We start from the raw sequence: 22,545 nt of genomic DNA, 5'->3' as shown, positions 1-22,545 counted from the left end.
TTCAGATACCTTTCTCGTGTGAACTTTCGTACTAGTTAACTAGTTCGATGGCGTGTTGTCAACCCCTGATTTCAGTATTTCACGGTTAGTCGGTATCATAGGGGCTTCGGATGTCTCCAACCTGTTATGGGAAGTGCTTTGAGCGATACCACCTACGCCGTAATTTATGATTTACACAGCCATACGCAGGCTTCAGATGGCCTGCTGACACCCGAAGCCCTGGTCCATCGCGCCGTTGAAATGCGTGTCGGCACGCTGGCAATAACCGATCACGATACCACTGACGGCATTCCCGCCGCGCGCGCCGAGATTGCCCGCAGCGGACTGGCGCTGGATCTGGTGGCCGGGGTTGAGATCTCAACGGTCTGGGAAAACCACGAAATTCATATCGTTGGCCTGAACATCGATACGGAACATCCGGCCATGCGTGCTTTTTTGCAAGAACAAAAAACACGCCGCAATCAACGCGCGGAGATGATTGGCGAACGTCTGGAAAAAGCGCATATTCCCGGTGCGCTGGAAGGCGCGCGAAAGCTGGCGAACGGTGGGGCGGTGACGCGCGGCCATTTCGCCCGTTTTCTGGTGGACGCCGGTAAGGCGACGACCATGGCGAATGTCTTTAAAAAGTATCTGGCGCGCGGGAAAACCGGATACGTTCCCCCACAGTGGTGTACAATAAAACAAGCTATTGATGTGATTCATCATTCTGGCGGTAAGGCCGTGCTGGCCCATCCGGGGCGGTATAATCTTTCTGCTAAATGGCTGAAAAGACTGCTGGCACACTTTGCCGAATGCGGCGGTGAGGCGATGGAAGTTGCCCAGTGTCAGCAGGCACCCAATGAGCGTTCGCAGCTTGCGACCTACGCCCGTCAGTTTGGTCTGCTTGGGTCACAGGGTTCAGATTTCCATCAGCCCTGCGCGTGGATTGAACTGGGGCGCAAGCTCTGGTTACCCGCGGGCGTTGAGCCTGTCTGGCAGCTCTGGGAACAGCCACAGCAAATTGAAGAGAGGGAAGTATGAGTCAGTTTTTCTATATCCATCCGGATAACCCCCAGCCACGTCTGATTAATCAGGCCGTGGAGATCGTCCGCAAAGGCGGCGTTATTGTCTACCCAACCGATTCTGGCTATGCGCTGGGCTGTAAAATCGAGGACAAAGGGGCGATGGAGCGCATCTGTCGCATCCGCCAGCTGCCGGACGGCCACAACTTTACCCTGATGTGTCGCGATCTCTCTGAGCTGTCGACCTATGCTTATGTTGATAACGTGGCCTTTCGCCTGATTAAGAACAACACGCCCGGTAACTACACCTTCATTCTGAAAGGGACAAAAGAGGTACCGCGTCGTCTGTTGCAGGAAAAACGTAAAACCATCGGCATGCGCGTACCGTCGAACCCGATTGCCCAGGCGCTGCTGGAAACCCTCGGCGAGCCGATGCTCTCCACATCGCTGATGCTGCCGGGCAGTGAGTTTACCGAATCCGACCCGGAAGAGATCAAAGATCGTCTGGAGAAGGTGGTGGAGCTGATTATTCATGGCGGCTATCTTGGCCAGCAGCCGACCACCGTGGTGGATCTCACCGAAGACGCGCCAGAAGTGATTCGTGAAGGCGTGGGCGATGTTAAGCCTTTCTTGTAAGGGTGTAAGCAGATATACTACGCGGCCATCAAAGCAGGGCGCTGCCCTGTTTTTGACCTGATTCGACGCCTGTGAAGGCGACACCTGAGGAAGCTCAATGAGCGAGAAGTTACAGAAAGTGCTGGCGCGCGCCGGCCACGGTTCGCGCCGTGAAATCGAAGCCATTATTGAAGCAGGCCGCGTGAGTGTGGACGGTAAAATCGCCACGCTCGGTGACCGCGTTGAAATCGTACCGGGGCTGAAGATCCGCATTGACGGCCATCTTATCTCCGTGAAAGAGTCTGCTGAACAGATCTGCCGCGTACTGGCTTACTACAAGCCGGAAGGCGAACTGTGTACCCGCAACGATCCGGAAGGCCGCCCGACGGTGTTTGACCGCCTGCCAAAATTGCGTGGCGCCCGCTGGATTGCCGTAGGGCGTCTGGACGTGAACACCTGCGGCCTGCTGCTGTTCACCACCGATGGTGAACTGGCAAACCGTCTGATGCACCCGAGTCGTGAAGTGGAACGTGAATACGCCGTTCGTGTTTTCGGCCAGGTTGATGAGAACAAACTGCGCGACCTGTCGCGTGGCGTTCAGCTGGAAGACGGCCCTGCGGCGTTCAAAACCATCAAGTTTACCGGTGGTGAAGGCATTAACCAGTGGTACAACGTTACCCTGACAGAGGGACGTAACCGCGAGGTGCGTCGTCTGTGGGAAGCGGTCGGTGTCCAGGTGAGCCGTTTGATTCGCGTCCGCTATGGCGACATTCTGCTGCCGAAAGGCCTGCCACGTGGCGGCTATACCGAACTGGATCTGACGCAAACCAACTACCTGCGCGATCTGGTTGGCCTGACGCCAGAAACCACCTCGAAAGTGGCGGTAGAGAAAGATCGTCGTCGCATGAAGGCGAATCAGATCCGCCGTGCGGTGAAGCGTCACAGCCAGGTCAGCAGCAATCGCCGCTCTGGCAGCCGTAATAACAACGGTTAATCGAAAAGCCCGGTGAATATACCGGGCTTTTTTCTTCAGTAATCAATCCCCATTTGCGCTTTGATACCCGCATCGAACGCATGCTTAACCGGACGCAGCTCGCTGACGGTATCGGCCAGCTCCAGAATGTCCCGATGACACCCGCGCCCCGTGACGATAACCGTCTGATGCGCTGGGCGGTTTTTCAGGGCAGCCAGCACGGCCTCCAGCGGCAGATAGTCGTAGGCGACCATATAGGTGATCTCATCCAGCAACACCATATTCAGCGACGGGTCTGAAAGCATTCTTTTGGCATGCTCCCAGACGGCGAGGCAGGCTGCGGTATCGGTTTCCCGGTTCTGGGTATCCCAGGTAAAACCGGTTGCCATTACCTGAAACTCAACGCCATGCGGCTCGAGCAGATTACGCTCGCCGTTGGGCCATTCACCCTTGATAAACTGGATCACGCCCACTTTCTGCCCATGCCCGACTGCGCGGGTGGCGGTACCAAATGCGGCGGTGGTTTTGCCTTTACCGTTGCCGGTGAACACGATGAGGATCCCGCGCTCGTCCTGAGCGGCCGCCACGCGTGCATCAACCTGTTCTTTCAGACGCTGCTGGCGCTGCTGATGACGATCTTCACTCATTGCGATATCCCCGGTTTGCGGCCTGGCTGGGCATCGAAGGTCATTCCGGTTTTGCGACGGCTGTCGTCACCCATCAGCCACAGGTAAAGGGGCATGATATCGGCCGGGGTTTTCAGCTTCTGCGGATCTTCTGTCGGGAAGGCGCTGGCGCGCATTTTGGTGCGCGTACCGCCCGGGTTAATACAGTTAACCCGCAGGTGGCGGCTTTGGTACTCTTCGGCCAGCACCTGCATCATTCCTTCGGTGGCAAATTTTGAGACGGCGTAAGCCCCCCAGTTTGCACGCCCCTGACGCCCCACGCTGGAGGAGGTAAAGACCAGCGAGCCGGAATCGGAGTTGAGTAATAAAGGAAGCAAGGCCTGGGTCAGGAAAAACGTCCCGTTGACGTTAACCTGCATCACCTGCTGCCAAATCTCCGGATCCTGTTCATCCATCGGGCGCACTTCGCCCAGTAACCCCGCGTTGTGCAGTACGCCGTCCAGACGCGGATAATGCGTGCTGATACGCTGGGCAAGAGCCTGACATGACGCTGGCGTACAGGTCAGCAGATCGAGCGTATACCAGGGCGTGGGAGTACCGCCGGCGTTTTCGATTTCACGGGCGACGGCTTTGAGCTTTTCTTCATTACGTCCCAGCAGAATAAGGCTCGCACCGTATTCAGAATAGGTCAGCGCCGCTTCGCGACCAATCCCGTCGCTGGCACCGGTAACCAGAATGATGCGGTTCTGTAGAAGGTTTTTTTGTGGCTGATAATGCACGGTGGCTCCTCAGGCGCATTGGGCGTGACTTGCACCTTTATTTATGACTTTTCGGCTTTATGCCCGAAACAGCGTCAGAATTCAATCAGTCTACAGGACAGATCGCTGGTAAATTAACAATTTGCAAAGATTTAAACCAGAAACGGGGGATTCCTGAAGCCGCCTCGCAGAGGTAATGTCCAGAGCGAGACGCCTGCACAGGGCTGTTGTACACTGGCGTGAAAGATTCGTGGTTAAATCAAGGTGGAACGCGTGGAATTACTTTCTCAGTATGGGTTGTTTTTGGCCAAAATCGCGACGGTGGTTATTGCTGTCGCGGTGATTGCCGTCCTGATTGTCAACCTGACGCAGCGTAAGCGTCAGCGTGGTGAGTTACGCATTACCCGCCTGAGCGAGCAGTATAAAGAGATGCAGGAGGAGATGTCTCTGGCGCTGCTTGACGATCATCAACAGAAGCTGTGGCTAAAAGCCCAGAAGAAAAAACACAAGCAGGACGCCAAAGCTGCGAAGGCGAAAGCTAAGCTCGCCACGCCACAGGCTGACGCAAAACCGCGCGTATATGTGCTCGATTTTAAAGGTAGCATGGATGCGCATGAGGTCTCCTCTCTGCGTGAAGAAGTGACGGCGGTGCTGGCTGTGGCGACAGCCCAGGATCAGGTGGTGGTACGCCTTGAAAGCCCGGGCGGCGTAGTGCATGGGTATGGACTGGCGGCGTCGCAGTTACAGCGTCTGCGGGATAAACAGATCCCGCTCACCGTGGCGGTAGATAAGGTCGCGGCGAGTGGCGGTTATATGATGGCGTGCGTGGCGGATAAAATCGTCGCGGCACCGTTCTCCATTATCGGCTCGATTGGGGTGGTCGCGCAGATCCCTAACTTCAATCGTTTCCTGAAAAATAAAGAGATCGACATCGAACTGCATACGGCGGGTCAGTACAAACGTACGCTGACGCTGCTCGGCGAAAATACCGAAGAGGGACGGCAGAAGTTCCGGGAAGATCTGAACGAAACCCACCATCTGTTCAAGGATTTCGTGCACCGCATGCGTCCAACGCTGGACATTGAGCAAGTGGCTACGGGCGAACACTGGTACGGCACGCAGGCGCAGGAGAAAGGGCTGGTGGATGAAGTGGGTACCAGCGACGACCTCCTGCTCAACCTGATGGAAGGCCGTGAGCTGGTGGGGGTGCGCTTCACCCGACGCAAGCGCCTGCTCGACCGTTTTACCAATAGCGCGGCAGAAAGCGCGGATCGCCTGCTGCTACGCTGGTTGCAGCGCGGACAAAAGCCGCTGCTGTAAAGACAAACGCGAGGCAGATGCCTCGCGTTTTCGTTTTAATCTACCAGGTGGTACTTTTCTGAGAGGGTATGCGCCAGGTATTTAAACATGTTAAACACGGCGGTGCTTTTTGGGGTGGGTAACCCTTGTTCATCAAGGAAGTATTCACCGCTGAACACCAGCACGCCATTACGTTGTTCCACGCCAGTCGCTTCAATCCCCGCCAGGGTGTCTTCATGGTCGCGAATGAGTTTGTTTGCTTCGATAAGCAGTGAAGCTCGGTCAATGGGTTGGGTCGTATTCTGCATATTCCACTCCTTAAACAGTGACAATAGTCTACGCCTGGGTCGCTTCGGGGGCAAATTTTCCCTGTTATCCGAGGGGATAAGGAACAGGGGCTGGCTGGCGGGATTTGCTTTTGCATGCTAATAAAGTTGCGTAACGAATTTTATCAGGTACAGTGTGCGCTTTCGTCATTCTGGCAACAGAATTGCTTGACATTCGACCGGGAATTCGTCACGAATGAACTTTGATGTGAGAAAAATACCCGAAAACTCAATGACCTGGATGTCGCCATTCTGACGTTCGGTAACACATAGGGGTTGATATCCCCTGACGACGTCGCAATATCAATGGCTCGTCGTCAGCGGAAGGGAAATCAACGTGCGGCGTATTCCTGGAAGAATTAAATTAGGTAAAGGTGAATATGGGTAAAGCTCTCGTCATCGTTGAGTCCCCGGCAAAAGCCAAAACGATCAATAAATATCTGGGCAATGACTACGTGGTTAAGTCCAGCGTTGGTCACATTCGCGACTTGCCGACCAGTGGCTCAGCCAGCAAAAAGAGCGCAGACTCTACCTCCACCAAAGGGGCTAAAAAGCCTAAAAAGGATGAACGTAGCGCGCTTGTCAACCGCATGGGTGTTAACCCATGGCACAACTGGGATGCACATTACGAAGTGCTGCCAGGCAAAGAAAAAGTCGTTAACGAGCTGAAACAGCTTGCTGAAAAAGCAGACCACATTTATCTCGCAACCGACCTTGACCGCGAAGGGGAGGCCATCGCATGGCACCTGCGGGAAGTGATCGGGGGTGATGACAAACGCTACAGTCGTGTAGTGTTCAACGAAATTACAAAGAATGCGATTCGTCAGGCGTTTGAAAAGCCGGGTGAACTGAATATCGACCGTGTTAACGCTCAGCAGGCGCGTCGCTTTATGGACCGCGTTGTAGGCTACATGGTCTCGCCGTTGCTGTGGAAAAAGGTCGCTCGCGGCCTGTCTGCGGGGCGTGTGCAGTCTGTGGCTGTTCGTCTTGTTGTAGAGCGTGAACGCGAGATCAAAGCGTTCGTCCCGGAAGAGTTCTGGGAAGTGGATGCGAATGTCACCACGCCGGGCGGCGATGCGCTGCCGTTGCAGGTGAGCCACCACAACGACAAACCGTTCCGTCCTGAAAATCGCGATCAGACCATGGCCGCCGTGGCGCTGCTGGAAAAAGCGCGTTATCAGGTTCTGGATCGTGAAGACAAACCGACCAGCAGCAAGCCTGGCGCACCGTTTATCACGTCAACTCTCCAGCAGGCGGCAAGTACGCGTCTGGGTTACGGTGTGAAGAAAACCATGATGATGGCCCAGCGTTTGTATGAAGCGGGTTACATCACCTACATGCGTACTGACTCCACCAACCTGAGCCAGGACGCTGTCAACATGGTGCGTGGCTATATCGAGGACAACTTCGGTAAGAAATACCTGCCGGATAGTCCTAACCAGTACGCCAGCAAAGAGAATTCTCAGGAAGCGCACGAAGCGATTCGTCCTTCTGACGTTTCCGTTCTGGCTGAATCGCTGAAAGATATGGAAGCGGACGCCCAGAAGCTGTATCAGCTGATCTGGCGCCAGTTCGTCGCCTGCCAGATGACGCCAGCGAAATACGACTCCACCACGCTGACCGTCGGCGCGGGTGATTTCCGCCTGAAAGCGCGCGGCCGCATTCTGCGCTTCGACGGCTGGACAAAAGTGATGCCTGCGCTGCGTAAAGGCGATGAAGACAGAACGCTGCCTTCAGTCAACAAAGGTGACGAGCTGTCGCTGGTTGATCTGGTCCCGGCTCAGCACTTCACCAAGCCACCTGCGCGCTTCAGTGAAGCATCGCTGGTGAAAGAGCTGGAAAAACGCGGCATCGGTCGCCCGTCCACCTATGCGTCAATCATTTCGACCATTCAGGATCGTGGATACGTTCGCGTTGAGAACCGTCGCTTCTATGCTGAAAAAATGGGTGAGATTGTCACCGACCGTCTGGAAGCAAACTTCCGCGAGTTGATGAACTATGACTTCACCGCGCAGATGGAAGACAGCCTCGATGAGGTTGCCAGCCATAAGGCAGAGTGGAAGAAAGTTCTCGACAGCTTCTTCAGCGATTTTACCAATCAGCTTGAGAAAGCCGAGAAAGATCCTGAAGAGGGCGGCATGCTGCCTAACCAGATGGTACTGACCAGCATCGACTGCCCAACCTGTGGCCGTAAAATGGGGATCCGTACCGCGACCACGGGCGTATTCCTCGGTTGCTCTGGCTATGCGCTGTCGCCGAAAGAGCGTTGCAAAACCACCATAAACCTCGTGCCGGAGAACGAAGTTCTCAACGTGCTGGAAGGGGACGATGCGGAGACCAACGCACTGCGCGCCAAACGCCGCTGTAAGAAATGCGGCACGGCGATGGACAGCTACCTGATCGATCCAAAACGCAAACTGCACGTTTGTGGCAATAACCCGACCTGCGATGGTTATGAGATCGAAGAAGGTGAGTTCCGCATTAAGGGCTATGATGGTCCAATCGTTGAGTGTGAGAAATGTGGTTCCGAAATGCACCTGAAAATGGGACGCTTCGGTAAGTACATGGCATGCACCAACGACGATTGTAAAAACACGCGTAAGATCCTGCGTAACGGTGAAGTTGCGCCGCCGAAGGAAGATCCGGTTCCGCTTCCTGAGCTGCCGTGCGAGAAGTCAGACGCGTATTTTGTGCTACGTGACGGTGCTGCCGGGGTATTCCTGGCGGCCAACACCTTCCCGAAATCGCGCGAAACTCGTGCGCCGCTGGTAGAAGAGCTGTACCGCTTCCGCGACCGTCTGCCGGAGAAACTGCGTTACCTGGCCGATGCGCCACAACAGGATCCGGAAGGCAATAAAACCGTGGTGCGCTTCAGCCGTAAAACGAAGCAGCAGTACGTGGCGGCAGAGAAAGAGGGCAAAGCGACCGGATGGTCAGCCTTCTTTGTCGACGGGAAATGGGTTGAAGGCAAGAAATAATCTTTCCTTACCGTAACTTACCTCTGAAAGGGCCGGACTTCCGGCCCTTTTTTATTACGTAGTTATTATTTTTTGTTCCGTACTATACAGCCTGGCTATAAATGATATAGTGGTTATAGTTAACCCGTTTCTTATTATCAAATCGTCTTAAGCGATTGACGCATGCGCTAAATCGGATGGTCTGGCATGAAATTACAGCAGCTTCGCTATATCGTTGAGGTCGTCAATCATAACCTCAATGTCTCTTCCACCGCAGAAGGTCTTTATACCTCTCAGCCCGGCATCAGTAAGCAGGTGCGTATGCTGGAGGATGAGTTAGGTATTCAGATATTTTCCCGCAGCGGTAAGCACCTGACGCAGGTCACGCCGGCTGGACAGGAAATCATACGCATCGCACGGGAAGTGCTCTCCAAAGTCGACGCCATTAAATCCGTCGCCGGGGAACATACCTGGCCCGATAAAGGTTCTCTGTATATTGCCACCACGCATACACAGGCGCGTTATGCGCTTCCCGGGGTGATCAAAGGTTTTATCGAACGCTATCCCCGCGTTTCCCTGCATATGCATCAGGGCTCACCGACGCAAATCGCAGAGGCCGTGTCTAAAGGCAATGCAGACTTCGCTATCGCGACGGAAGCGCTCCATCTGTACGATGATCTGGTCATGCTCCCGTGCTACCACTGGAACCGCTCTATTGTTGTGACCCCGGATCACCCGCTGGCGGGGAAGGGTGAAGTGACAATCGAAGAACTGGCGCAATACCCGCTGGTGACCTATACGTTCGGCTTTACGGGCCGGTCTGAACTGGACACCGCGTTTAACCGCGCCGGATTAACGCCACGGATTGTCTTTACGGCGACGGATGCGGACGTCATAAAAACGTATGTGCGTCTGGGCCTGGGCGTTGGGGTTATTGCCAGCATGGCGGTGGATCCTGTCTCAGACCCGGATCTGGTGCGTCTGGATGCGCATGATATTTTCAGCCACAGCACCACCAAGATAGGTTTTCGTCGCAGCACGTTCCTGCGCAGCTATATGTATGATTTTATTCAACGCTTCGCGCCACATTTAACGCGCGACGTGGTGGATACAGCTGTGGCGTTACGCTCCAATGAAGACATCGAAGAGATGTTTAAAGACATTAAACTTCCCGCCAAATAATCACACCCGGTATCTTTCTTGCGCGGAAAGATACCGTCATTCCCCTTTAAACCTGAATTAGAATTATCATCATCTACGCCCACTGTCATATATCGTCATAACCCATTTAATGACTATGGTTTTACTGTCGCAAATTTGCGACAAAAGTAGAAACTAATTTACAGGTGTGCAAATTATTCTTTTCAATTATTTATTTCGGGTCAAAAGATTGAATTTTCCCAGGCTCAGATACGTAAATTCACTGGCTTTTCGGCTAAAGTTTCTTTAGGATTTATCTCATCGGATGATTACTTGTGCCAATTGTTTGGTCTCTAAATGATAAGCGATGTCGATTGTATGAGGTTAGCAATGCCGTCAGGAAGTGAAGAACCGCAAAGGGATCCCGCGCTTAAGCGTAAAGCCTGGCTGGCGGTCTTTCTTGGCTCTGCCCTGTTCTGGGTGGTGGTTGCTCTTCTTGTCTGGAATTACTGGGGTTGATTATGGTCATGACGGTGCGTACAGAAGCGCGAAAAGAGATGTGTCAGCTTCGTGACAATGTTCACAAAGCCCGTAAGGCGCCAGCAACCAGCGTGCCAGCTTCCTGGAAACTGACGCCACAACAGCAGGCCTTTATTGATGTGTTCGCGGAAGACGAACCCAAAAAACAATAATTTTGATTTTTGCGTAATGATGCAAATAGTCTGAATAAAGACTATGCACTTTTGTACTCCTTAATAAATACACATCAGCAATATAGAACGAGGGCAGACCTCGCAACCTTAAATAATTAAAGTCTGGTGTCCCTATGATGAATAACATGACAACCGTAAAATACTGGTCATGGCTCGGCGTATTCTCAGCGTCGATCCTCTTCTGGTGTCAGCTCCTCTGGCTGGCCTTGCACTAAATCGTAAAACCTCGCCACGGCGGGGTTTTTTGTTTTATCCCTCACGTTGGACCATTCCTAAATTTATCAATTTGGGTTGTTATCAAAACGTTACGACATCTTTGTGTTATCTTTAATTACAGCCCTGATGATTGTCAGGACATCCCTGTTTTTAAGGAGGAGCTTATGTCGTTAACCCTACGCGAAGCCAGTAAGGACACATTACAGGCGGAAAATAAAACCTGGCGCTACTACAGCTTACCGCTGGCTGCCAGAACGCTTGGGGACATTTCGCGGTTACCCAAGTCGTTGAAAGTCTTACTGGAAAACCTCTTGCGCTGGCAGGATGGCGACTCGGTTACCGAGGAGGATATCCAGGCTCTGGCAGGGTGGCTGAAAAATGCTCATGCAGACAGAGAAATTGCCTATCGCCCGGCCAGGGTGCTGATGCAGGATTTCACCGGCGTGCCAGCGGTTGTGGATTTGGCTGCCATGCGTGAAGCCGTTAAGCGTCTCGGGGGCGATACTGCTAAGGTTAACCCCCTGTCCCCGGTAGACCTCGTCATCGACCACTCCGTCACCGTCGATCACTTTGGTGACGACGATGCTTTCGGCGAAAACGTCCGTCTGGAGATGGAACGTAACCATGAACGCTACGTATTTCTGAAATGGGGACAGCAAGCGTTCAGCCGCTTCAGCGTTGTTCCACCGGGCACCGGCATTTGTCACCAGGTCAATCTGGAATATCTCGGCAAAGCCGTCTGGAGTGAATTGCAGGATAAAGAGTGGGTGGCTTACCCGGATACGCTGGTGGGTACCGATTCACACACAACCATGATTAACGGCCTTGGCGTTCTGGGCTGGGGCGTCGGTGGTATTGAAGCGGAAGCGGCCATGCTCGGCCAGCCGGTATCAATGCTCATTCCCGATGTGGTGGGCTTTAAGCTGACCGGTAAATTGTCCGAAGGCATTACCGCCACGGATCTGGTTCTGACGGTCACCCAGATGCTGCGTAAGCATGGCGTGGTGGGCAAATTCGTTGAATTTTATGGCGATGGTCTGGATTCACTGCCGCTGGCGGACCGGGCCACCATCGCCAACATGGCTCCGGAATATGGCGCGACCTGCGGCTTTTTCCCGATTGATAGCGTTACGCTGGAGTATATGCGCCTCAGCGGTCGCAGCGAGGAGCAGGTGGCTCTCGTTGATGCTTATACCAAAGCGCAGGGCATGTGGCGTAACCCGGGTGACGAGCCGGTATTTACCAGTACGCTGGAGCTGGATATGGGCACCGTTGAGGCAAGCCTTGCAGGGCCAAAACGTCCGCAGGACCGCGTCGCCCTGAGCAGCGTTCCCAAAGCCTTTGCCGCCAGCAATGAGCTGGAAGTTAACGCCGCGCAAAAAGATCACCGTCCGGTGGACTATGTTCTGAACGGGCATCAGTATCAGCTCCCTGACGGCGCCGTGGTGATCGCCGCTATCACCTCCTGTACCAACACGTCCAACCCGAGTGTGTTAATGGCTGCCGGGCTGCTGGCAAAAAAAGCGGTAGAGCTGGGGCTCAAGCCACAGCCGTGGGTTAAAGCCTCCCTGGCGCCTGGTTCGAAAGTGGTTTCCGATTACCTGGCGCAGGCCAGACTCACGCCTTACCTCGACGAGCTGGGCTTTAACCTGGTGGGCTACGGCTGTACGACCTGCATCGGTAACTCTGGTCCGCTGCCTGAACCTATTGAAATGGCGATCAAGCAGGGCGATTTGACCGTTGGCGCGGTACTTTCCGGTAACCGAAACTTTGAAGGGCGTATTCATCCGCTGGTGAAAACCAACTGGCTGGCCTCGCCGCCGCTGGTTGTAGCCTATGCGCTGGCCGGAAACATGAACATTAATCTGGCGACCGATCCGATTGGTCACGACCGCAAAAATGAACCGGTCTATCTGAAAGACATCTGGCCATCATCGCGTGAAATTGCGCGCGCGGTAGAGAAAGTTTCCACCGAGATGTTCCGCAAAGAGTATGCGGAAGTGTTCGAAGGCACAGCGGAGTGGAAAGCGATTGACGTGGTGGGTTCCGATACCTATGACTGGCAGGATGATTCGACCTATATTCGCCTGTCGCCATTCTTCGATGAAATGCTGGCGGAGCCTGCACCGCTGAAAGATATTCACGGCGCGCGCATCCTGGCGATGCTGGGCGATTCCGTCACCACCGACCATATCTCCCCTGCGGGGAGCATCAAGGCGGACAGTCCGGCAGGTCGGTATCTGCAAAGTCGTGGCGTGGAACGTCGCGATTTCAACTCCTACGGTTCGCGCCGCGGTAACCACGAAGTGATGATGCGCGGGACCTTTGCCAACATCCGCATTCGCAATGAAATGGTCCCGGGCGTGGAAGGGGGCATGACGCGCCACCTGCCGGATACAGAGGTCATTTCAATTTATGACGCAGCCATGAAGTATCAGCAGGAGGGGACGCCGCTGGCCGTTATTGCCGGGAAAGAGTACGGCTCTGGGTCCAGTCGCGACTGGGCGGCAAAAGGTCCGCGTCTGCTCGGGGTTCGCGTGGTGATTGCCGAATCCTTTGAACGTATCCACCGCTCAAACCTGATCGGCATGGGGATCCTGCCGCTGGAGTTCCCGCAGGGCGTAACGCGTAAAACGCTGGGTTTGACCGGGGAAGAGCAGATTGATATCAGCGGTCTGCAAAATCTGGAACCGGGTAAAACCGTTCCGGTGAAGTTAACGCGCGCAGATGGAACGACAGAAGTGCTGGATTGCCGGTGTCGTATTGATACGGCAACAGAGCTGACCTATTACCAGAACGACGGCATTTTACATTATGTGATTCGTAAGATGCTGGACTGATATAATTCGCCCGGCACATGTGCCGGGCGTTTTGCGTTTACTCGCTCAGCAAATGCCCCATTTTGGCAGCTTTGGTATCGAGGTAGTGCGCGTTTTTCGGGTTGCGGCCGACAATCAGCGGCACGCGTTCCACGATATTGATGCCCGCTTCAGTGAGAATTTCCACTTTTTTCGGGTTATTGGTCAACAGACGCACTTCGTCCACGCCCAGCAGCTTGAACATATCTGCGCACAGGGTGAAATCGCGCTCGTCAGCAGCAAAGCCGAGCTGATGGTTCGCTTCGACGGTATCGTAGCCCTGATCCTGCAACGCGTAGGCGCGGATTTTATTCAGCAGGCCGATATTGCGTCCTTCCTGACGGTGATACAGCAGAACGCCACGTCCTTCCTCTGCGATATGAGAAAGGGCGGCTTCAAGCTGGAAACCGCAGTCGCAGCGCAGGCTGAACAGCGCGTCACCAGTCAGACACTCTGAATGAACGCGGGACAGCACCGGCGTTTGCCCCGAAATGTCGCCGAATACCAGGGCGACGTGATCTTGCCCGGTTGCCAGTTCTTCAAAACCCACCATCAGGAAATCGCCCCATGGGGTTGGCAGTTTGGCTTCTGCCACACGTTTAAGCTGCATGTGATTCTCCAGACCAGGCTGACACGTTTCGTGCCTTTGCCCCATTATGCTTTCTGTATTGGACTATTTTGCCACAAGCCCGGCAACTTCACCTAATCACCACCACGCTTTACAAACGTTAAACGCACAATCCGACATATCCACCTGAATGATGAAATTCAGTTATGATTGTGGTGCTTAGTGAAAAAGGAGAGGACATGCTTTCAATTGCCAGACGAACGGCCGCAGGCGCCGCCGTATTGCTCGTTATCCCCCTGGTCGTTTGGTTCTCCGGCTGGATGTGGCAGCCCGGACAAAACGAGACGTGGCTGAAAGCCTTATACTGGATAACCGAGACGGTCACCCAGCCGTGGGGGATTATTACGCACGTGCTGCTCTGTGGCTGGTTCCTGTGGTGCCTGCGCTTTCGCCTTCGCGCGGCGCTGGTACTGTTTGCCATTCTCGGCGGGGCCATACTTATCGGGCAGGGGGTGAAGTCGTGGGTGAAAGATCGCGTGCAGGAACCCCGTCCTTTCGTCGTCTGGCTGGAAAAAACGCACCATGTTCCGGTGGATGAGTTCTACAATTTAAAGCGTAAAGATCGCGGTGCGCTGGTAAAGGAGCAGCTTGCGGAACAGCAGGATATCCCGACCTTTTTACGCAAACACTGGCAAAAAGAGACCGGCTTTGCGTTTCCTTCCGGGCATACGATGTTTGCTGCCAGCTGGGCGCTACTTGGCGTGGGACTGCTGTGGCCGCGTCGGCGTACCCTCACGATTGCGATTTTGCTGGTCTGGGCGACAGGCGTAATGGGCAGCCGGATGCTGTTGGGGATGCACTGGCCGCGTGATTTGGTGGTGGCAACGCTGATCTCGTGGGTACTGGTGACGCTGGCGACCTGGCTTGCACAACGTTTTTGTGGACCCCTGACGCCGCCGCCGGAAGAGAAGGAAGAAATAGCCGAAAGGGAGTCTGGCGGAACCTGAAGGTTGATATTCCGCATTTTGACCATAAATCCATGTAGGGCGCGTTACTTTTTCCATTTCGCGCCCGCCACTAAAATGGTAGCTTATAAGGCTGATTGCAGTGAGTTGAACACGCTTTATACGCTCGAACCACATAACGGGAAGTCATGTGAAATATTTACTCATTTTCTTACTGGTGTTGGCGATTTTTGTCATTTCAGTCACATTGGGCGCGCAAAACGATCAACAGGTAAGTTTTAACTATCTGCTGGCGCAGGGCGAGTACCGGGTGTCGAGCCTGCTGGCGGTGTTATTCGCGGCGGGTTTTGTCATCGGCTGGCTTGTATGCGGCCTGTTCTGGCTTAAGGTTCGTGTTTCTCTTGTTCGCGCTGAACGTAAAATTAAACGACTTGAACATCAACTTACGCCTGCGTCTGACATTCCGGCGAGCTCTGGTGTGCCGGTAGTCAAGGAATAATCGAATATGCTGGAGTTGTTGTTTCTGCTTTTGCCTGTCGCCGCAGCCTATGGCTGGTATATGGGCCGCAGAAGCGCGCAACAAACAAAACAGGATGAAGCAAACCGACTCTCCCGTGACTACGTAGCGGGGGTGAACTTCCTGCTGAGCAATCAGCAGGATAAAGCGGTGGATCTGTTCCTCGACATGCTTAAAGAGGATACCGGCACCGTTGAGGCGCATCTCACCCTGGGAAACCTGTTCCGCTCGCGCGGAGAGGTTGACCGTGCCATTCGTATCCACCAGACCCTGATGGAAAGCGCTTCGTTGACCTATGAGCAACGGTTGCTGGCCGTGCAGCAGCTTGGGCGGGATTACATGGCCGCGGGGCTTTACGATCGCGCCGAGGATATGTTCTCTCAGCTGGTGGATGAGACGGACTTCCGTATCGGTGCGCTTCAGCAGCTTTTGCAAATCTATCAGGCCACCAGCGACTGGCAAAAAGCGATTGATACTGCTGAACGGCTGGTCAAACTCGGTAAAGACAAACAGCGCGTCGAAATTGCCCACTTCTATTGCGAGCTGGCTCTCCAGCAGATGGGTAGCGATGACATGGATAAAGCCATGGCATTGTTAAAGAAAGGCGCCGCGGCCGATCGCAACAGCGCGCGCATCTCGATCATGATGGGGCGGGTCTTTATGGCTAACGGTGATTACGCCAAAGCCGTGGAGAGCCTGCTTCGCGTTATCGATCAGGACAAAGAGCTGGTCAGCGAAACGCTGGAAATGCTGCAAACCTGCTATCAGCAGTTAGGTAAGCAGGACGAGTGGGTTGCGTTTTTGCGTCGCTGCGTTGAAGAAAACACCGGTGCCACAGCCGAACTGATGCTGTCGGATGTCGTCGAAGAGCACGAAGGGAGTGATACCGCCCAGGTATACATTACCCGCCAGTTGCAGCGTCATCCTACCATGCGGGTATTCCATAAGCTGATGGATTACCACCTCAATGACGCAGAAGAAGGGCGCGCTAAAGAGAGCCTGATGGTGCTGCGAGACATGGTGGGTGAACAGGTGCGCAGCAAACCGCGTTATCGCTGCCAGAAATGCGGTTTCACCGCCTATTCGCTCTACTGGCATTGCCCTTCCTGCCGGGCGTGGTCCACCATTAAGCCAATCCGAGGTCTGGACGGACAGTGATTTTTTAAAACGCCGCACTTTAGTTACAACATACTAATGAGTGCAGTAATTTCGTCAGCACCGTGCGGTCTGGGGTTCAGCAGGAAAAGCATTCGATTCTGTTCATTTACCCCGAGGGCAGGTAGAATGCACGCCGTTTATCTGTTCCGCGCCGCTGCGCGCCCATAGACGAAAAGGGCTGGTCATGACGTCTGTTACATCCTCCACTTCCCGCGTAGTTACCGATTCTCCCGTAGTTGTTGCTCTGGATTACAATAACCGTGACGCCGCACTGGCCTTTGTTGATGGCATTGATCCCCGCGATTGCCGTCTGAAAGTAGGCAAAGAGATGTTTACGCTGTTCGGCCCGTCAATCGTCCGCGATCTGCACCAGCGTGGCTTCGACGTTTTCCTCGACCTGAAATTCCACGATATTCCAAATACCACTGCGCACGCCGTTGCTGCGGCGGCTGAACTGGGTGTGTGGATGGTTAACGTTCATGCATCGGGCGGGGCACGCATGATGACGGCTGCGCGCGAAGCGCTGGTGCCGTTTGGCAATGACGCTCCGCTTCTGATCGCCGTCACCGTGCTGACCAGTATGGATGAATCCGACCTGCGCGACCTGGGTGTGACATTGTCACCTGCCGAACATGCAGAGCGTCTGGCGCGCCTCACGCAACAGTGTGGGCTCGATGGCGTGGTCTGTTCGGCTCAGGAGGCGGTTCGCTTCAAATCTGAGCTAGGCCGCGACTTTAAACTGGTGACGCCAGGTATCCGTCCGGCAGGCAGCGAGTCTGGGGATCAGCGACGCATCATGACGCCAGAGCAGGCGCTGAGCGCGGGTGTAGACTATATGGTGATTGGTCGCCCGGTGACGCAATCCGCTCATCCGGCAGAGACCCTGAAAGCGATTAATGCATCACTGAAAAAGGGGGCATAATGCGTGACGCCAACAGTCGTCTGGTCTATTCAACGGATACCGGGCGCATTGAAGAGCCAAAAGAAAAAGCTGAACGTCCAAAAGGCGATGGTATCGTGCGAATTCAGCGCCAGACCAGTGGCAGAAAAGGGAAAGGCGTTTGCCTTGTCACCGGCATTGACCTGGATGATGCAGACCTGGTAAAGCTCGCCGCTGAACTTAAAAAGAAGTGCGGATGCGGTGGGGCAGTAAAAGACGGCATTATTGAGATTCAGGGCGATAAACGCGATTTAATTAAAACGCTGCTGGAAGCCAAAGGAATGAAAGTCAAACTGGCGGGCGGCTAAAATAAATGAGCCACGGACATTGCCGTGGCTCTTGTTTTTACGTGCGTAAGTCAGACCTGAAAATACTTAATATATTATTATACCGGTGAGAGCCGTTATGGTGATTATTTGCCCACCTGGTGACCGATAATACCACCTACGGCAGCACCACCTAATGTACCCAGCGTACTACCATCCGTTAATACTGCACCACCAAGCGCACCAGCACCGGCACCAATCGCGGTGTTACGGTCACGTTTAGACCAGTTAGAGCAGGCGCTCAGGGACATTGCTACAGTGATTGCCAGAACAGCGGCGGCTAATTTTTTGCTGGTAAAGGTCATAATACTTTCTCCTGAATTATCGATTCACGGAAAGGAATGCACTTTAAGTATAGACAATATCCCTACTTAAATTCTGTTCCCGTGAAAGCTGGTCGCGCAGGCGTTTCATCATCACGCAGGTGATAGTCACTTCCTGTTATATCGCTAATATTAATTTTACGTGTTTAGAACGGTTTCAACAGGTAAAAACTCTTAAAGGAAGGGTCGGAATACTCTCAGAGAAAGGTTTAAGTGCGCCCATTATTCGGGCGCAGCAGGATAATCAGGCCGTTTTTTTCACAATATCGACAGTCAGGCCGTCTTGTTCTAATTGCTGGCGATATTCATCGCGCAAACGCTCATCCGTAATCACACGGCTGAAGCGCGAAGCCGGACCCATCGTATAAGGGTGTACGGCGCCAAACTTAGAGCTGTCGGTCAGCACAATCGCTTCACACTCTTTGGCGAGTACGGCGTTAACCACGTCTGAACGCATCATGTCGCGACCGGTAAAGCCGGTGTCGGGCTGCCAGCCATCAATACCAATGAATGCCTTACTGAAGTGAACCTGCTGAACATATTGGCGCGTTAATGGCCCGACCATGCTTTCGCTTTTCTTCTGGTAAATGCCGCCCAGAAGAATCACCTCGCAGCGAGTTTCCTTCAACAAATGGGCGATATAGCTGCTTACGGTGATGATGGTAACGTCTTTTTGATTGGCGAGCGTGCGCGCCAGAAGGGCGTTACTGCTGCCATTTTCAATAAAGACGGTCTCACCGTTATTCACTAAGGATGCAGCAAACTCCGCCAGCTCCCGCTTGAGCGCATAATTGTTCATCATGCGGGTTTCGACGTCGTCGCTGTCCAGTGGAACGGCATATCCGTGCGCACGCCGCAGGTAGCTCTGTTTTTCCAGAAGATTCAGATCCTGACGAATGGTGACTTCAGAAACGCCGGTGGCTTTAGCGAGATCGACCACGCTTACGCGTCCCTGATCGATCACCATCTGCAAAATGATTTGTTGTCGGGAATTCATAGCATCCATTTAAAAGGCAAGGGCGAAAACGACGTGGTTACACTTCCCACGGGGCTTTAGGTTGAGTGGATTCTGGAGCGTTATCAGCGCCGTTCTCAGCCAGCAGTTCAGACTTGAGGATCTCAAGATTACGGATAGCAGAGTGATAATCGCCTGCGACAAGAATATCCAGCACAGTATCAATACGCTGTGCCACGGCTGTTGCATCAATGTTAGACATAAGCTCACCCTGAAGCGAAAAGTTAATATTATCAATGATGCAGAAAATTGATTCAAAAGAGAAGGTAAAAAATGCAATAACCAAAGTTCAAAAATGAAAGTGATAAATTTGACCCCCGTATGCTGCGGGTTGTAGGGGTGGATTAGTCTAAAACTGCGCGCAACGCGCTTTTTTATAAGAGGAATTCGACTATGACAGTTATCAACCAGACAACCTGCACATTGTTTACTGATGCTGAACGATTCACTCAACTGGCGGCTTATTATGAGGCCGAACGGCGTACGGTGTGGATGATGTTACGTGCCACGCCACGGTCTTGCTTCAACCATGCGCTGATCGAGGAGATCATGAATCTCTCCTGGCTGGTTCGACAGTCCGGATTTGTCGTTGATTTTTGGGTCACCGGATCGCTGGTCCCCGACATCTACAATACCGGCGGTGATTTGCAGTTCTTCGTTGAGTGCATCAAAAACAACCGACGCGAAGCGTTACGCGCCTATGCCCGGGCCTGTGTGGACTGCGTTCATGCCGCCTCGCGAGGGTTTGATACCGGCGCTGTCACGCTGGCTATGGTGGAAGGAAGTGCGTTAGGGGGCGGGTTTGAAGCCGCGCTGGCGCATCATTTCATTCTGGCCCAGCGCGATGCCCGATTAGGCTTTCCGGAAATCGCGTTCAATCTGTTCCCGGGCATGGGCGGCTATTCACTGGTGGCGCGTCGTGCCGGCATGAAAATGGCGGAGGCGCTGATCTATAAAGGTGAGTCGCATACGGCGGAATGGTATGAGCAGCATGGTCTTGTGGATCTCTTATTCGAGCCGTTACAGAGCTATGTTTCGGTGCGGACATTTATCGACACGCTACAGCCGAAGCTGAACGGCGTAAGGGCTATGCTGCGTGCGCGTACGCGCGTTCTGCCACTTCCGCGAAGCGAGTTGATGGACATTACCGAGGATTGGGTTGATGCCGCCTTCTGCCTTGAACCGAAGGATATCGCCTACATGGAGCGGCTGGTTATGCTGCAAAATCGCCATCAGGCGACGGGCTTACGCAAAGCCAGCTAACGGACATTCCTGGCCTGATAGCGCTTTAGCCATCGCTCGAATGCGGCAGCGGGCATGGGCTTAGCAAAAAGATAACCCTGCCGTTCGTTGACGCCATTCTTCGTCAGAAAGGCGTCTTCTTTTGCACTTTCCACCCCTTCAGCAATGACCTGCAAATTTAACGCCTGCGCCACGGCGACTATCGCACGCACCAGCGACTGTGAAATGGACTGCTTATGGATATCCCGCACGAAAGACTGGTCAAGCTTGATGGCATCAATAGGGAAGCGCGCCAGCTGCGACAGGGAAGAGTACCCCGTACCAAAGTCATCCAGGTGAATTTGCGCTCCCAGGCGGCTAAATTGCTGGATCACTGACAGGGCCAGCTCTTCATTTTCGATGAGACAGCTTTCGGTCAATTCCACGTCAATCGGGCAGTATTCAAAATTCAGGTCTTTCAGCGCCTGCTTCAGGTCACTGAAAATGGTCTGGTCCGCCAGCTGACGGGCGGAGACGTTGACCGCGACGCGAAGGTTGATCCCCTTGTCGCGCCATTTTGCTACCTGGCGCACCACATCAAGCATAACCCAGCGGCCCAGGGGCACAATCAGCCCTGATTCCTCGGCGTAGGAGATAAACTCCATCGGCGGGATCAGGCCGCGCTCTGGCGACTGCCAGCGCACCAGCGCTTCCAGACTTCTGACTTCGCCGCGCCAGGTCATTTTTGGCTGGTAGTGGATTAACAGCTGATCGTTATCCAGCGCTTTACGCAGGTTGGTATCCAGCCACAGGTATTCAAATACGCGCTGGTTCATCTCTGGCGAGAAGACGCAGAATTTACCCCGGCCATTTTCTTTGGCGGTGTACATGGCGGTGTCGGCATTGCGAATGACGCTTTCGCGATCGTTACCATGCTGGGGCGCAAGCGCGATGCCCAGCGAGCAGCCGGTGTAAACCTCAATCAGCCCGATGCGGAAAGGCTGACGCAGTCGGGTCAGAATGCGCGACGCCATCGCTTCCAGCGCGCCCTGCGAGGTATCGGTGGCCATCACGATAAATTCATCCCCGCCCAGGCGCGCCAGGGTTTGTCCTTCGTCCAGGCAGCTCAGGATCGCCAGCGCAACGGCCTGTAGCAGCTGGTCGCCAAACATATGCCCATAGGCATCGTTCACTTTTTTAAAGTTATCCAGATCGAGATAAACCACGCCTACCTGCGTGTCACCCCGAGCGGCAATGGCATCGGAGATCAGCTCATGGATGGCGTTTCGGTTAGGCAAACCGGTAATCGTATCCGTATTGGCGAGAACGCGCAGGCGCTCCTGGGCCCGACGCTCTTCGGTTATGTCGGTACCTGAACAGATGAGGAAAATTTCATTTTTCCCGCTGCCGCTGTGAACGAATTTATTTCTGAAGAGAAACAGGCGCTGCCCCTTGCGGGTCTTGATCCAGCGTTCAACCTCGTACGAGCTGCCGTTACGAAAAAAGCCGGTGATGTTGCGTTTGGAGGCCGCGGCTTCGCTGCGGCTCATAAACAGTTTGAACACGTTTTGCCCGATAACTTCCTGTTCCTTCAGGCCCGTATATTCTTCACTTAAACGGTTGAAGCGCTGAATATTCCCGTTCTGATCGAGGATCACAATCACGGAGTTAGCCTCGGAAACCACCTGTTCGGCGAAGGAAAGCCCCTGCGCCAGGTCGCGCGCCACGGAAGGGGTATCGTTCCAGGCTGATGCCGTTCCTGCCCACTCATTTTTGTTAATTTTACGGCCGACAAGATGAACGGGAACGTCCACACCGTACAAGGGCAGGGTCATGGCAATACTGGAGGTGATCACGGTGAGCTGGCGGATCAGCGCGGCCTGCTCATCATCCAGCGCAACCACCTGAATGATGTCAGCGCTTTCACTGGCAGCAAGATGCAGAGCATTGCTGTCTGCTGTCAGTCGCCACCAGGGGCTATGCGTACCCATGTAACGAAACAGCAAATTCTGCTCCAGATCGTCCATCAC

At 53.9% G+C, this 22,545-nt stretch carries 24 protein-coding genes; 16 read left to right on the top strand and 8 right to left on the bottom strand.

Going from position 1 to position 22,545, the window contains the following annotated elements:
* The first annotated feature begins 126 nt into the window (after positions 1–126).
* The 3 genes from rnm (at position 127) to rluB (ending at position 2,610) form a co-directional block, all read left to right on the top strand.
* Complete coding sequence (rnm, locus tag ACOTW6_RS02450) at positions 127–1,020, top strand: RNase RNM (protein WP_026080677.1); 894 nt, start codon at positions 127–129, stop codon at positions 1,018–1,020.
* Positions 1,017–1,637 (top strand): L-threonylcarbamoyladenylate synthase, encoded by a 621-nt coding sequence (locus tag ACOTW6_RS02445; protein ID WP_003856793.1) that lies wholly within the window; start codon positions 1,017–1,019, stop codon positions 1,635–1,637. Before rnm ends, ACOTW6_RS02445 begins: the two co-directional genes overlap by 4 nt.
* A 97-nt stretch (positions 1,638–1,734) precedes the next feature.
* Positions 1,735–2,610, top strand: coding sequence for a 23S rRNA pseudouridine(2605) synthase RluB (gene rluB, locus ACOTW6_RS02440; protein ID WP_003856794.1), 876 nt, complete (start codon positions 1,735–1,737; stop codon positions 2,608–2,610).
* 35 nt (positions 2,611–2,645) lie between these two features.
* On the opposite strand, the gene cobO is transcribed toward rluB, so the two are convergent.
* Together cobO and ACOTW6_RS02430 are read right to left on the bottom strand one after the other, a co-directional pair.
* The gene (cobO, locus tag ACOTW6_RS02435) at positions 2,646–3,236 is read right to left on the bottom strand and encodes a cob(I)yrinic acid a,c-diamide adenosyltransferase (RefSeq protein ID WP_023314251.1); all 591 of its coding nucleotides are present in this window, start codon (positions 3,234–3,236) and stop codon (positions 2,646–2,648) included.
* Complete coding sequence (locus ACOTW6_RS02430) at positions 3,233–3,994, bottom strand: YciK family oxidoreductase (RefSeq protein ID WP_017384219.1); 762 nt, start codon at positions 3,992–3,994, stop codon at positions 3,233–3,235. The genes cobO and ACOTW6_RS02430 overlap by 4 nt, the downstream gene beginning before the upstream one ends.
* 252 nt (positions 3,995–4,246) lie before the next feature.
* Between ACOTW6_RS02430 and sohB the strand changes: the two genes are divergently transcribed.
* Positions 4,247–5,293 carry a protease SohB gene (gene sohB / locus ACOTW6_RS02425; protein ID WP_023296716.1) on the top strand — a complete coding sequence of 349 codons (1,047 nt, stop codon included), beginning with the start codon at positions 4,247–4,249 and terminating at the stop codon, positions 5,291–5,293.
* 35 nt (positions 5,294–5,328) lie between these two features.
* On the opposite strand, the gene ACOTW6_RS02420 is transcribed toward sohB, so the two are convergent.
* Complete coding sequence (locus ACOTW6_RS02420) at positions 5,329–5,580, bottom strand: YciN family protein (RefSeq protein WP_003856804.1); 252 nt, start codon at positions 5,578–5,580, stop codon at positions 5,329–5,331.
* 398 nt (positions 5,581–5,978) lie between these two features.
* Between ACOTW6_RS02420 and topA the strand changes: the two genes are divergently transcribed.
* The 6 genes from topA to acnA all read left to right on the top strand — a co-directional run bounded on the left by topA (position 5,979) and on the right by acnA (position 13,464).
* The gene (topA, locus tag ACOTW6_RS02415; protein ID WP_003856806.1) at positions 5,979–8,576 is read left to right on the top strand and encodes a type I DNA topoisomerase; all 2,598 of its coding nucleotides are present in this window, start codon (positions 5,979–5,981) and stop codon (positions 8,574–8,576) included.
* Between the two features lie 186 nt (positions 8,577–8,762).
* A complete protein-coding gene (gene cysB, locus ACOTW6_RS02410) occupies positions 8,763–9,737 on the top strand; it encodes an HTH-type transcriptional regulator CysB (protein ID WP_121478869.1) in 975 nt (324 codons plus the stop codon).
* Positions 9,738–10,073: 336 nt separating this feature from the next.
* Entirely contained in the window at positions 10,074–10,214 is a 141-nt protein-coding gene (locus tag ACOTW6_RS02405; protein WP_213083754.1) for a YmiA family putative membrane protein, read from the top strand.
* Between the two features lie 8 nt (positions 10,215–10,222).
* On the top strand, positions 10,223–10,387 hold the full coding sequence (locus tag ACOTW6_RS02400) for a hypothetical protein (protein ID WP_162184032.1): 165 nt from the start codon (positions 10,223–10,225) through the stop codon (positions 10,385–10,387).
* Between the two features lie 137 nt (positions 10,388–10,524).
* Entirely contained in the window at positions 10,525–10,623 is a 99-nt protein-coding gene (gene ymiC, locus ACOTW6_RS02395; protein ID WP_032103392.1) for a small membrane protein YmiC, read from the top strand.
* Positions 10,624–10,788: 165 nt separating this feature from the next.
* Positions 10,789–13,464 carry an aconitate hydratase AcnA gene (gene acnA / locus ACOTW6_RS02390; RefSeq protein WP_213788830.1) on the top strand — a complete coding sequence of 892 codons (2,676 nt, stop codon included), beginning with the start codon at positions 10,789–10,791 and terminating at the stop codon, positions 13,462–13,464.
* A 37-nt stretch (positions 13,465–13,501) separates the two neighbouring features.
* Here the strand turns inward: acnA and ribA are convergent, their stop codons facing one another.
* Positions 13,502–14,092: a GTP cyclohydrolase II gene (ribA, locus tag ACOTW6_RS02385; RefSeq protein ID WP_003856813.1), complete on the bottom strand. Its 591-nt coding sequence runs from the start codon at positions 14,090–14,092 to the stop codon at positions 13,502–13,504.
* Positions 14,093–14,289: 197 nt separating this feature from the next.
* Between ribA and pgpB the strand changes: the two genes are divergently transcribed.
* The 5 genes from pgpB to yciH all read left to right on the top strand — a co-directional run bounded on the left by pgpB (position 14,290) and on the right by yciH (position 17,938).
* Entirely contained in the window at positions 14,290–15,057 is a 768-nt protein-coding gene (gene pgpB / locus ACOTW6_RS02380) for a phosphatidylglycerophosphatase B (protein WP_003856815.1), read from the top strand.
* Between the two features lie 148 nt (positions 15,058–15,205).
* Positions 15,206–15,514: a LapA family protein gene (locus tag ACOTW6_RS02375; RefSeq protein WP_003856817.1), complete on the top strand. Its 309-nt coding sequence runs from the start codon at positions 15,206–15,208 to the stop codon at positions 15,512–15,514.
* Positions 15,515–15,520: 6 nt separating this feature from the next.
* Complete coding sequence (lapB, locus tag ACOTW6_RS02370; protein WP_003856819.1) at positions 15,521–16,690, top strand: lipopolysaccharide assembly protein LapB; 1,170 nt, start codon at positions 15,521–15,523, stop codon at positions 16,688–16,690.
* A 184-nt stretch (positions 16,691–16,874) separates the two neighbouring features.
* Positions 16,875–17,612, top strand: coding sequence for an orotidine-5'-phosphate decarboxylase (pyrF, locus tag ACOTW6_RS02365; RefSeq protein WP_121478871.1), 738 nt, complete (start codon positions 16,875–16,877; stop codon positions 17,610–17,612).
* On the top strand, positions 17,612–17,938 hold the full coding sequence (gene yciH / locus ACOTW6_RS02360; protein ID WP_003856822.1) for a stress response translation initiation inhibitor YciH: 327 nt from the start codon (positions 17,612–17,614) through the stop codon (positions 17,936–17,938). The genes pyrF and yciH overlap by 1 nt, the downstream gene beginning before the upstream one ends.
* A 104-nt stretch (positions 17,939–18,042) precedes the next feature.
* Here the strand turns inward: yciH and osmB are convergent, their stop codons facing one another.
* From osmB to ACOTW6_RS02345, 3 genes are all read right to left on the bottom strand, one after another.
* The gene (osmB, locus tag ACOTW6_RS02355) at positions 18,043–18,261 is read right to left on the bottom strand and encodes an osmotically-inducible lipoprotein OsmB (RefSeq protein WP_003856823.1); all 219 of its coding nucleotides are present in this window, start codon (positions 18,259–18,261) and stop codon (positions 18,043–18,045) included.
* 262 nt (positions 18,262–18,523) lie between these two features.
* On the bottom strand, positions 18,524–19,276 hold the full coding sequence (locus tag ACOTW6_RS02350; protein WP_121478872.1) for a DNA-binding transcriptional regulator YciT: 753 nt from the start codon (positions 19,274–19,276) through the stop codon (positions 18,524–18,526).
* Between the two features lie 37 nt (positions 19,277–19,313).
* Positions 19,314–19,496 (bottom strand): hypothetical protein, encoded by a 183-nt coding sequence (locus tag ACOTW6_RS02345; protein WP_003856825.1) that lies wholly within the window; start codon positions 19,494–19,496, stop codon positions 19,314–19,316.
* Between the two features lie 191 nt (positions 19,497–19,687).
* Here ACOTW6_RS02345 and ACOTW6_RS02340 point away from each other — a divergent pair, with 191 nt between their 5' ends.
* The gene (locus tag ACOTW6_RS02340; protein WP_121478873.1) at positions 19,688–20,557 is read left to right on the top strand and encodes a crotonase/enoyl-CoA hydratase family protein; all 870 of its coding nucleotides are present in this window, start codon (positions 19,688–19,690) and stop codon (positions 20,555–20,557) included.
* Here the strand turns inward: ACOTW6_RS02340 and pdeR are convergent.
* Positions 20,554–22,545, bottom strand: a complete 1,992-nt coding sequence (pdeR, locus tag ACOTW6_RS02335; RefSeq protein ID WP_213788841.1) for a cyclic di-GMP phosphodiesterase — start codon at positions 22,543–22,545, stop codon at positions 20,554–20,556. The two genes, ACOTW6_RS02340 and pdeR, sit on opposite strands and share 4 nt — an antisense overlap.

Source organism: Enterobacter cloacae complex sp. IR5403 (assembly GCF_049238705.1).
Lineage (GTDB): Bacteria > Pseudomonadota > Gammaproteobacteria > Enterobacterales > Enterobacteriaceae > Enterobacter > Enterobacter hormaechei_C.
The sequence above is the reverse complement of the archived record's forward strand: the minus strand, read 5'-3'. Positions and strand labels throughout refer to the sequence as shown.

Coding starts and splice junctions, on each gene's coding strand:
- rnm (WP_026080677.1), top strand. CDS start 127: ATGGGAAGTGCTTTGAGCGATACCACCTACGCCGTAATTTATGATTTA.
- ACOTW6_RS02445 (WP_003856793.1), top strand. CDS start 1,017: ATGAGTCAGTTTTTCTATATCCATCCGGATAACCCCCAGCCACGTCTG.
- rluB (WP_003856794.1), top strand. CDS start 1,735: ATGAGCGAGAAGTTACAGAAAGTGCTGGCGCGCGCCGGCCACGGTTCG.
- cobO (WP_023314251.1), bottom strand. CDS start 3,236: ATGAGTGAAGATCGTCATCAGCAGCGCCAGCAGCGTCTGAAAGAACAG.
- ACOTW6_RS02420 (WP_003856804.1), bottom strand. CDS start 5,580: ATGCAGAATACGACCCAACCCATTGACCGAGCTTCACTGCTTATCGAA.
- topA (WP_003856806.1), top strand. CDS start 5,979: ATGGGTAAAGCTCTCGTCATCGTTGAGTCCCCGGCAAAAGCCAAAACG.
- cysB (WP_121478869.1), top strand. CDS start 8,763: ATGAAATTACAGCAGCTTCGCTATATCGTTGAGGTCGTCAATCATAAC.
- ACOTW6_RS02405 (WP_213083754.1), top strand. CDS start 10,074: ATGAGGTTAGCAATGCCGTCAGGAAGTGAAGAACCGCAAAGGGATCCC.
- ACOTW6_RS02400 (WP_162184032.1), top strand. CDS start 10,223: ATGACGGTGCGTACAGAAGCGCGAAAAGAGATGTGTCAGCTTCGTGAC.
- ymiC (WP_032103392.1), top strand. CDS start 10,525: ATGAATAACATGACAACCGTAAAATACTGGTCATGGCTCGGCGTATTC.
- acnA (WP_213788830.1), top strand. CDS start 10,789: ATGTCGTTAACCCTACGCGAAGCCAGTAAGGACACATTACAGGCGGAA.
- ribA (WP_003856813.1), bottom strand. CDS start 14,092: ATGCAGCTTAAACGTGTGGCAGAAGCCAAACTGCCAACCCCATGGGGC.
- pgpB (WP_003856815.1), top strand. CDS start 14,290: ATGCTTTCAATTGCCAGACGAACGGCCGCAGGCGCCGCCGTATTGCTC.
- lapB (WP_003856819.1), top strand. CDS start 15,521: ATGCTGGAGTTGTTGTTTCTGCTTTTGCCTGTCGCCGCAGCCTATGGC.
- pyrF (WP_121478871.1), top strand. CDS start 16,875: ATGACGTCTGTTACATCCTCCACTTCCCGCGTAGTTACCGATTCTCCC.
- yciH (WP_003856822.1), top strand. CDS start 17,612: ATGCGTGACGCCAACAGTCGTCTGGTCTATTCAACGGATACCGGGCGC.
- osmB (WP_003856823.1), bottom strand. CDS start 18,261: ATGACCTTTACCAGCAAAAAATTAGCCGCCGCTGTTCTGGCAATCACT.
- ACOTW6_RS02350 (WP_121478872.1), bottom strand. CDS start 19,276: ATGAATTCCCGACAACAAATCATTTTGCAGATGGTGATCGATCAGGGA.
- ACOTW6_RS02345 (WP_003856825.1), bottom strand. CDS start 19,496: ATGTCTAACATTGATGCAACAGCCGTGGCACAGCGTATTGATACTGTG.
- ACOTW6_RS02340 (WP_121478873.1), top strand. CDS start 19,688: ATGACAGTTATCAACCAGACAACCTGCACATTGTTTACTGATGCTGAA.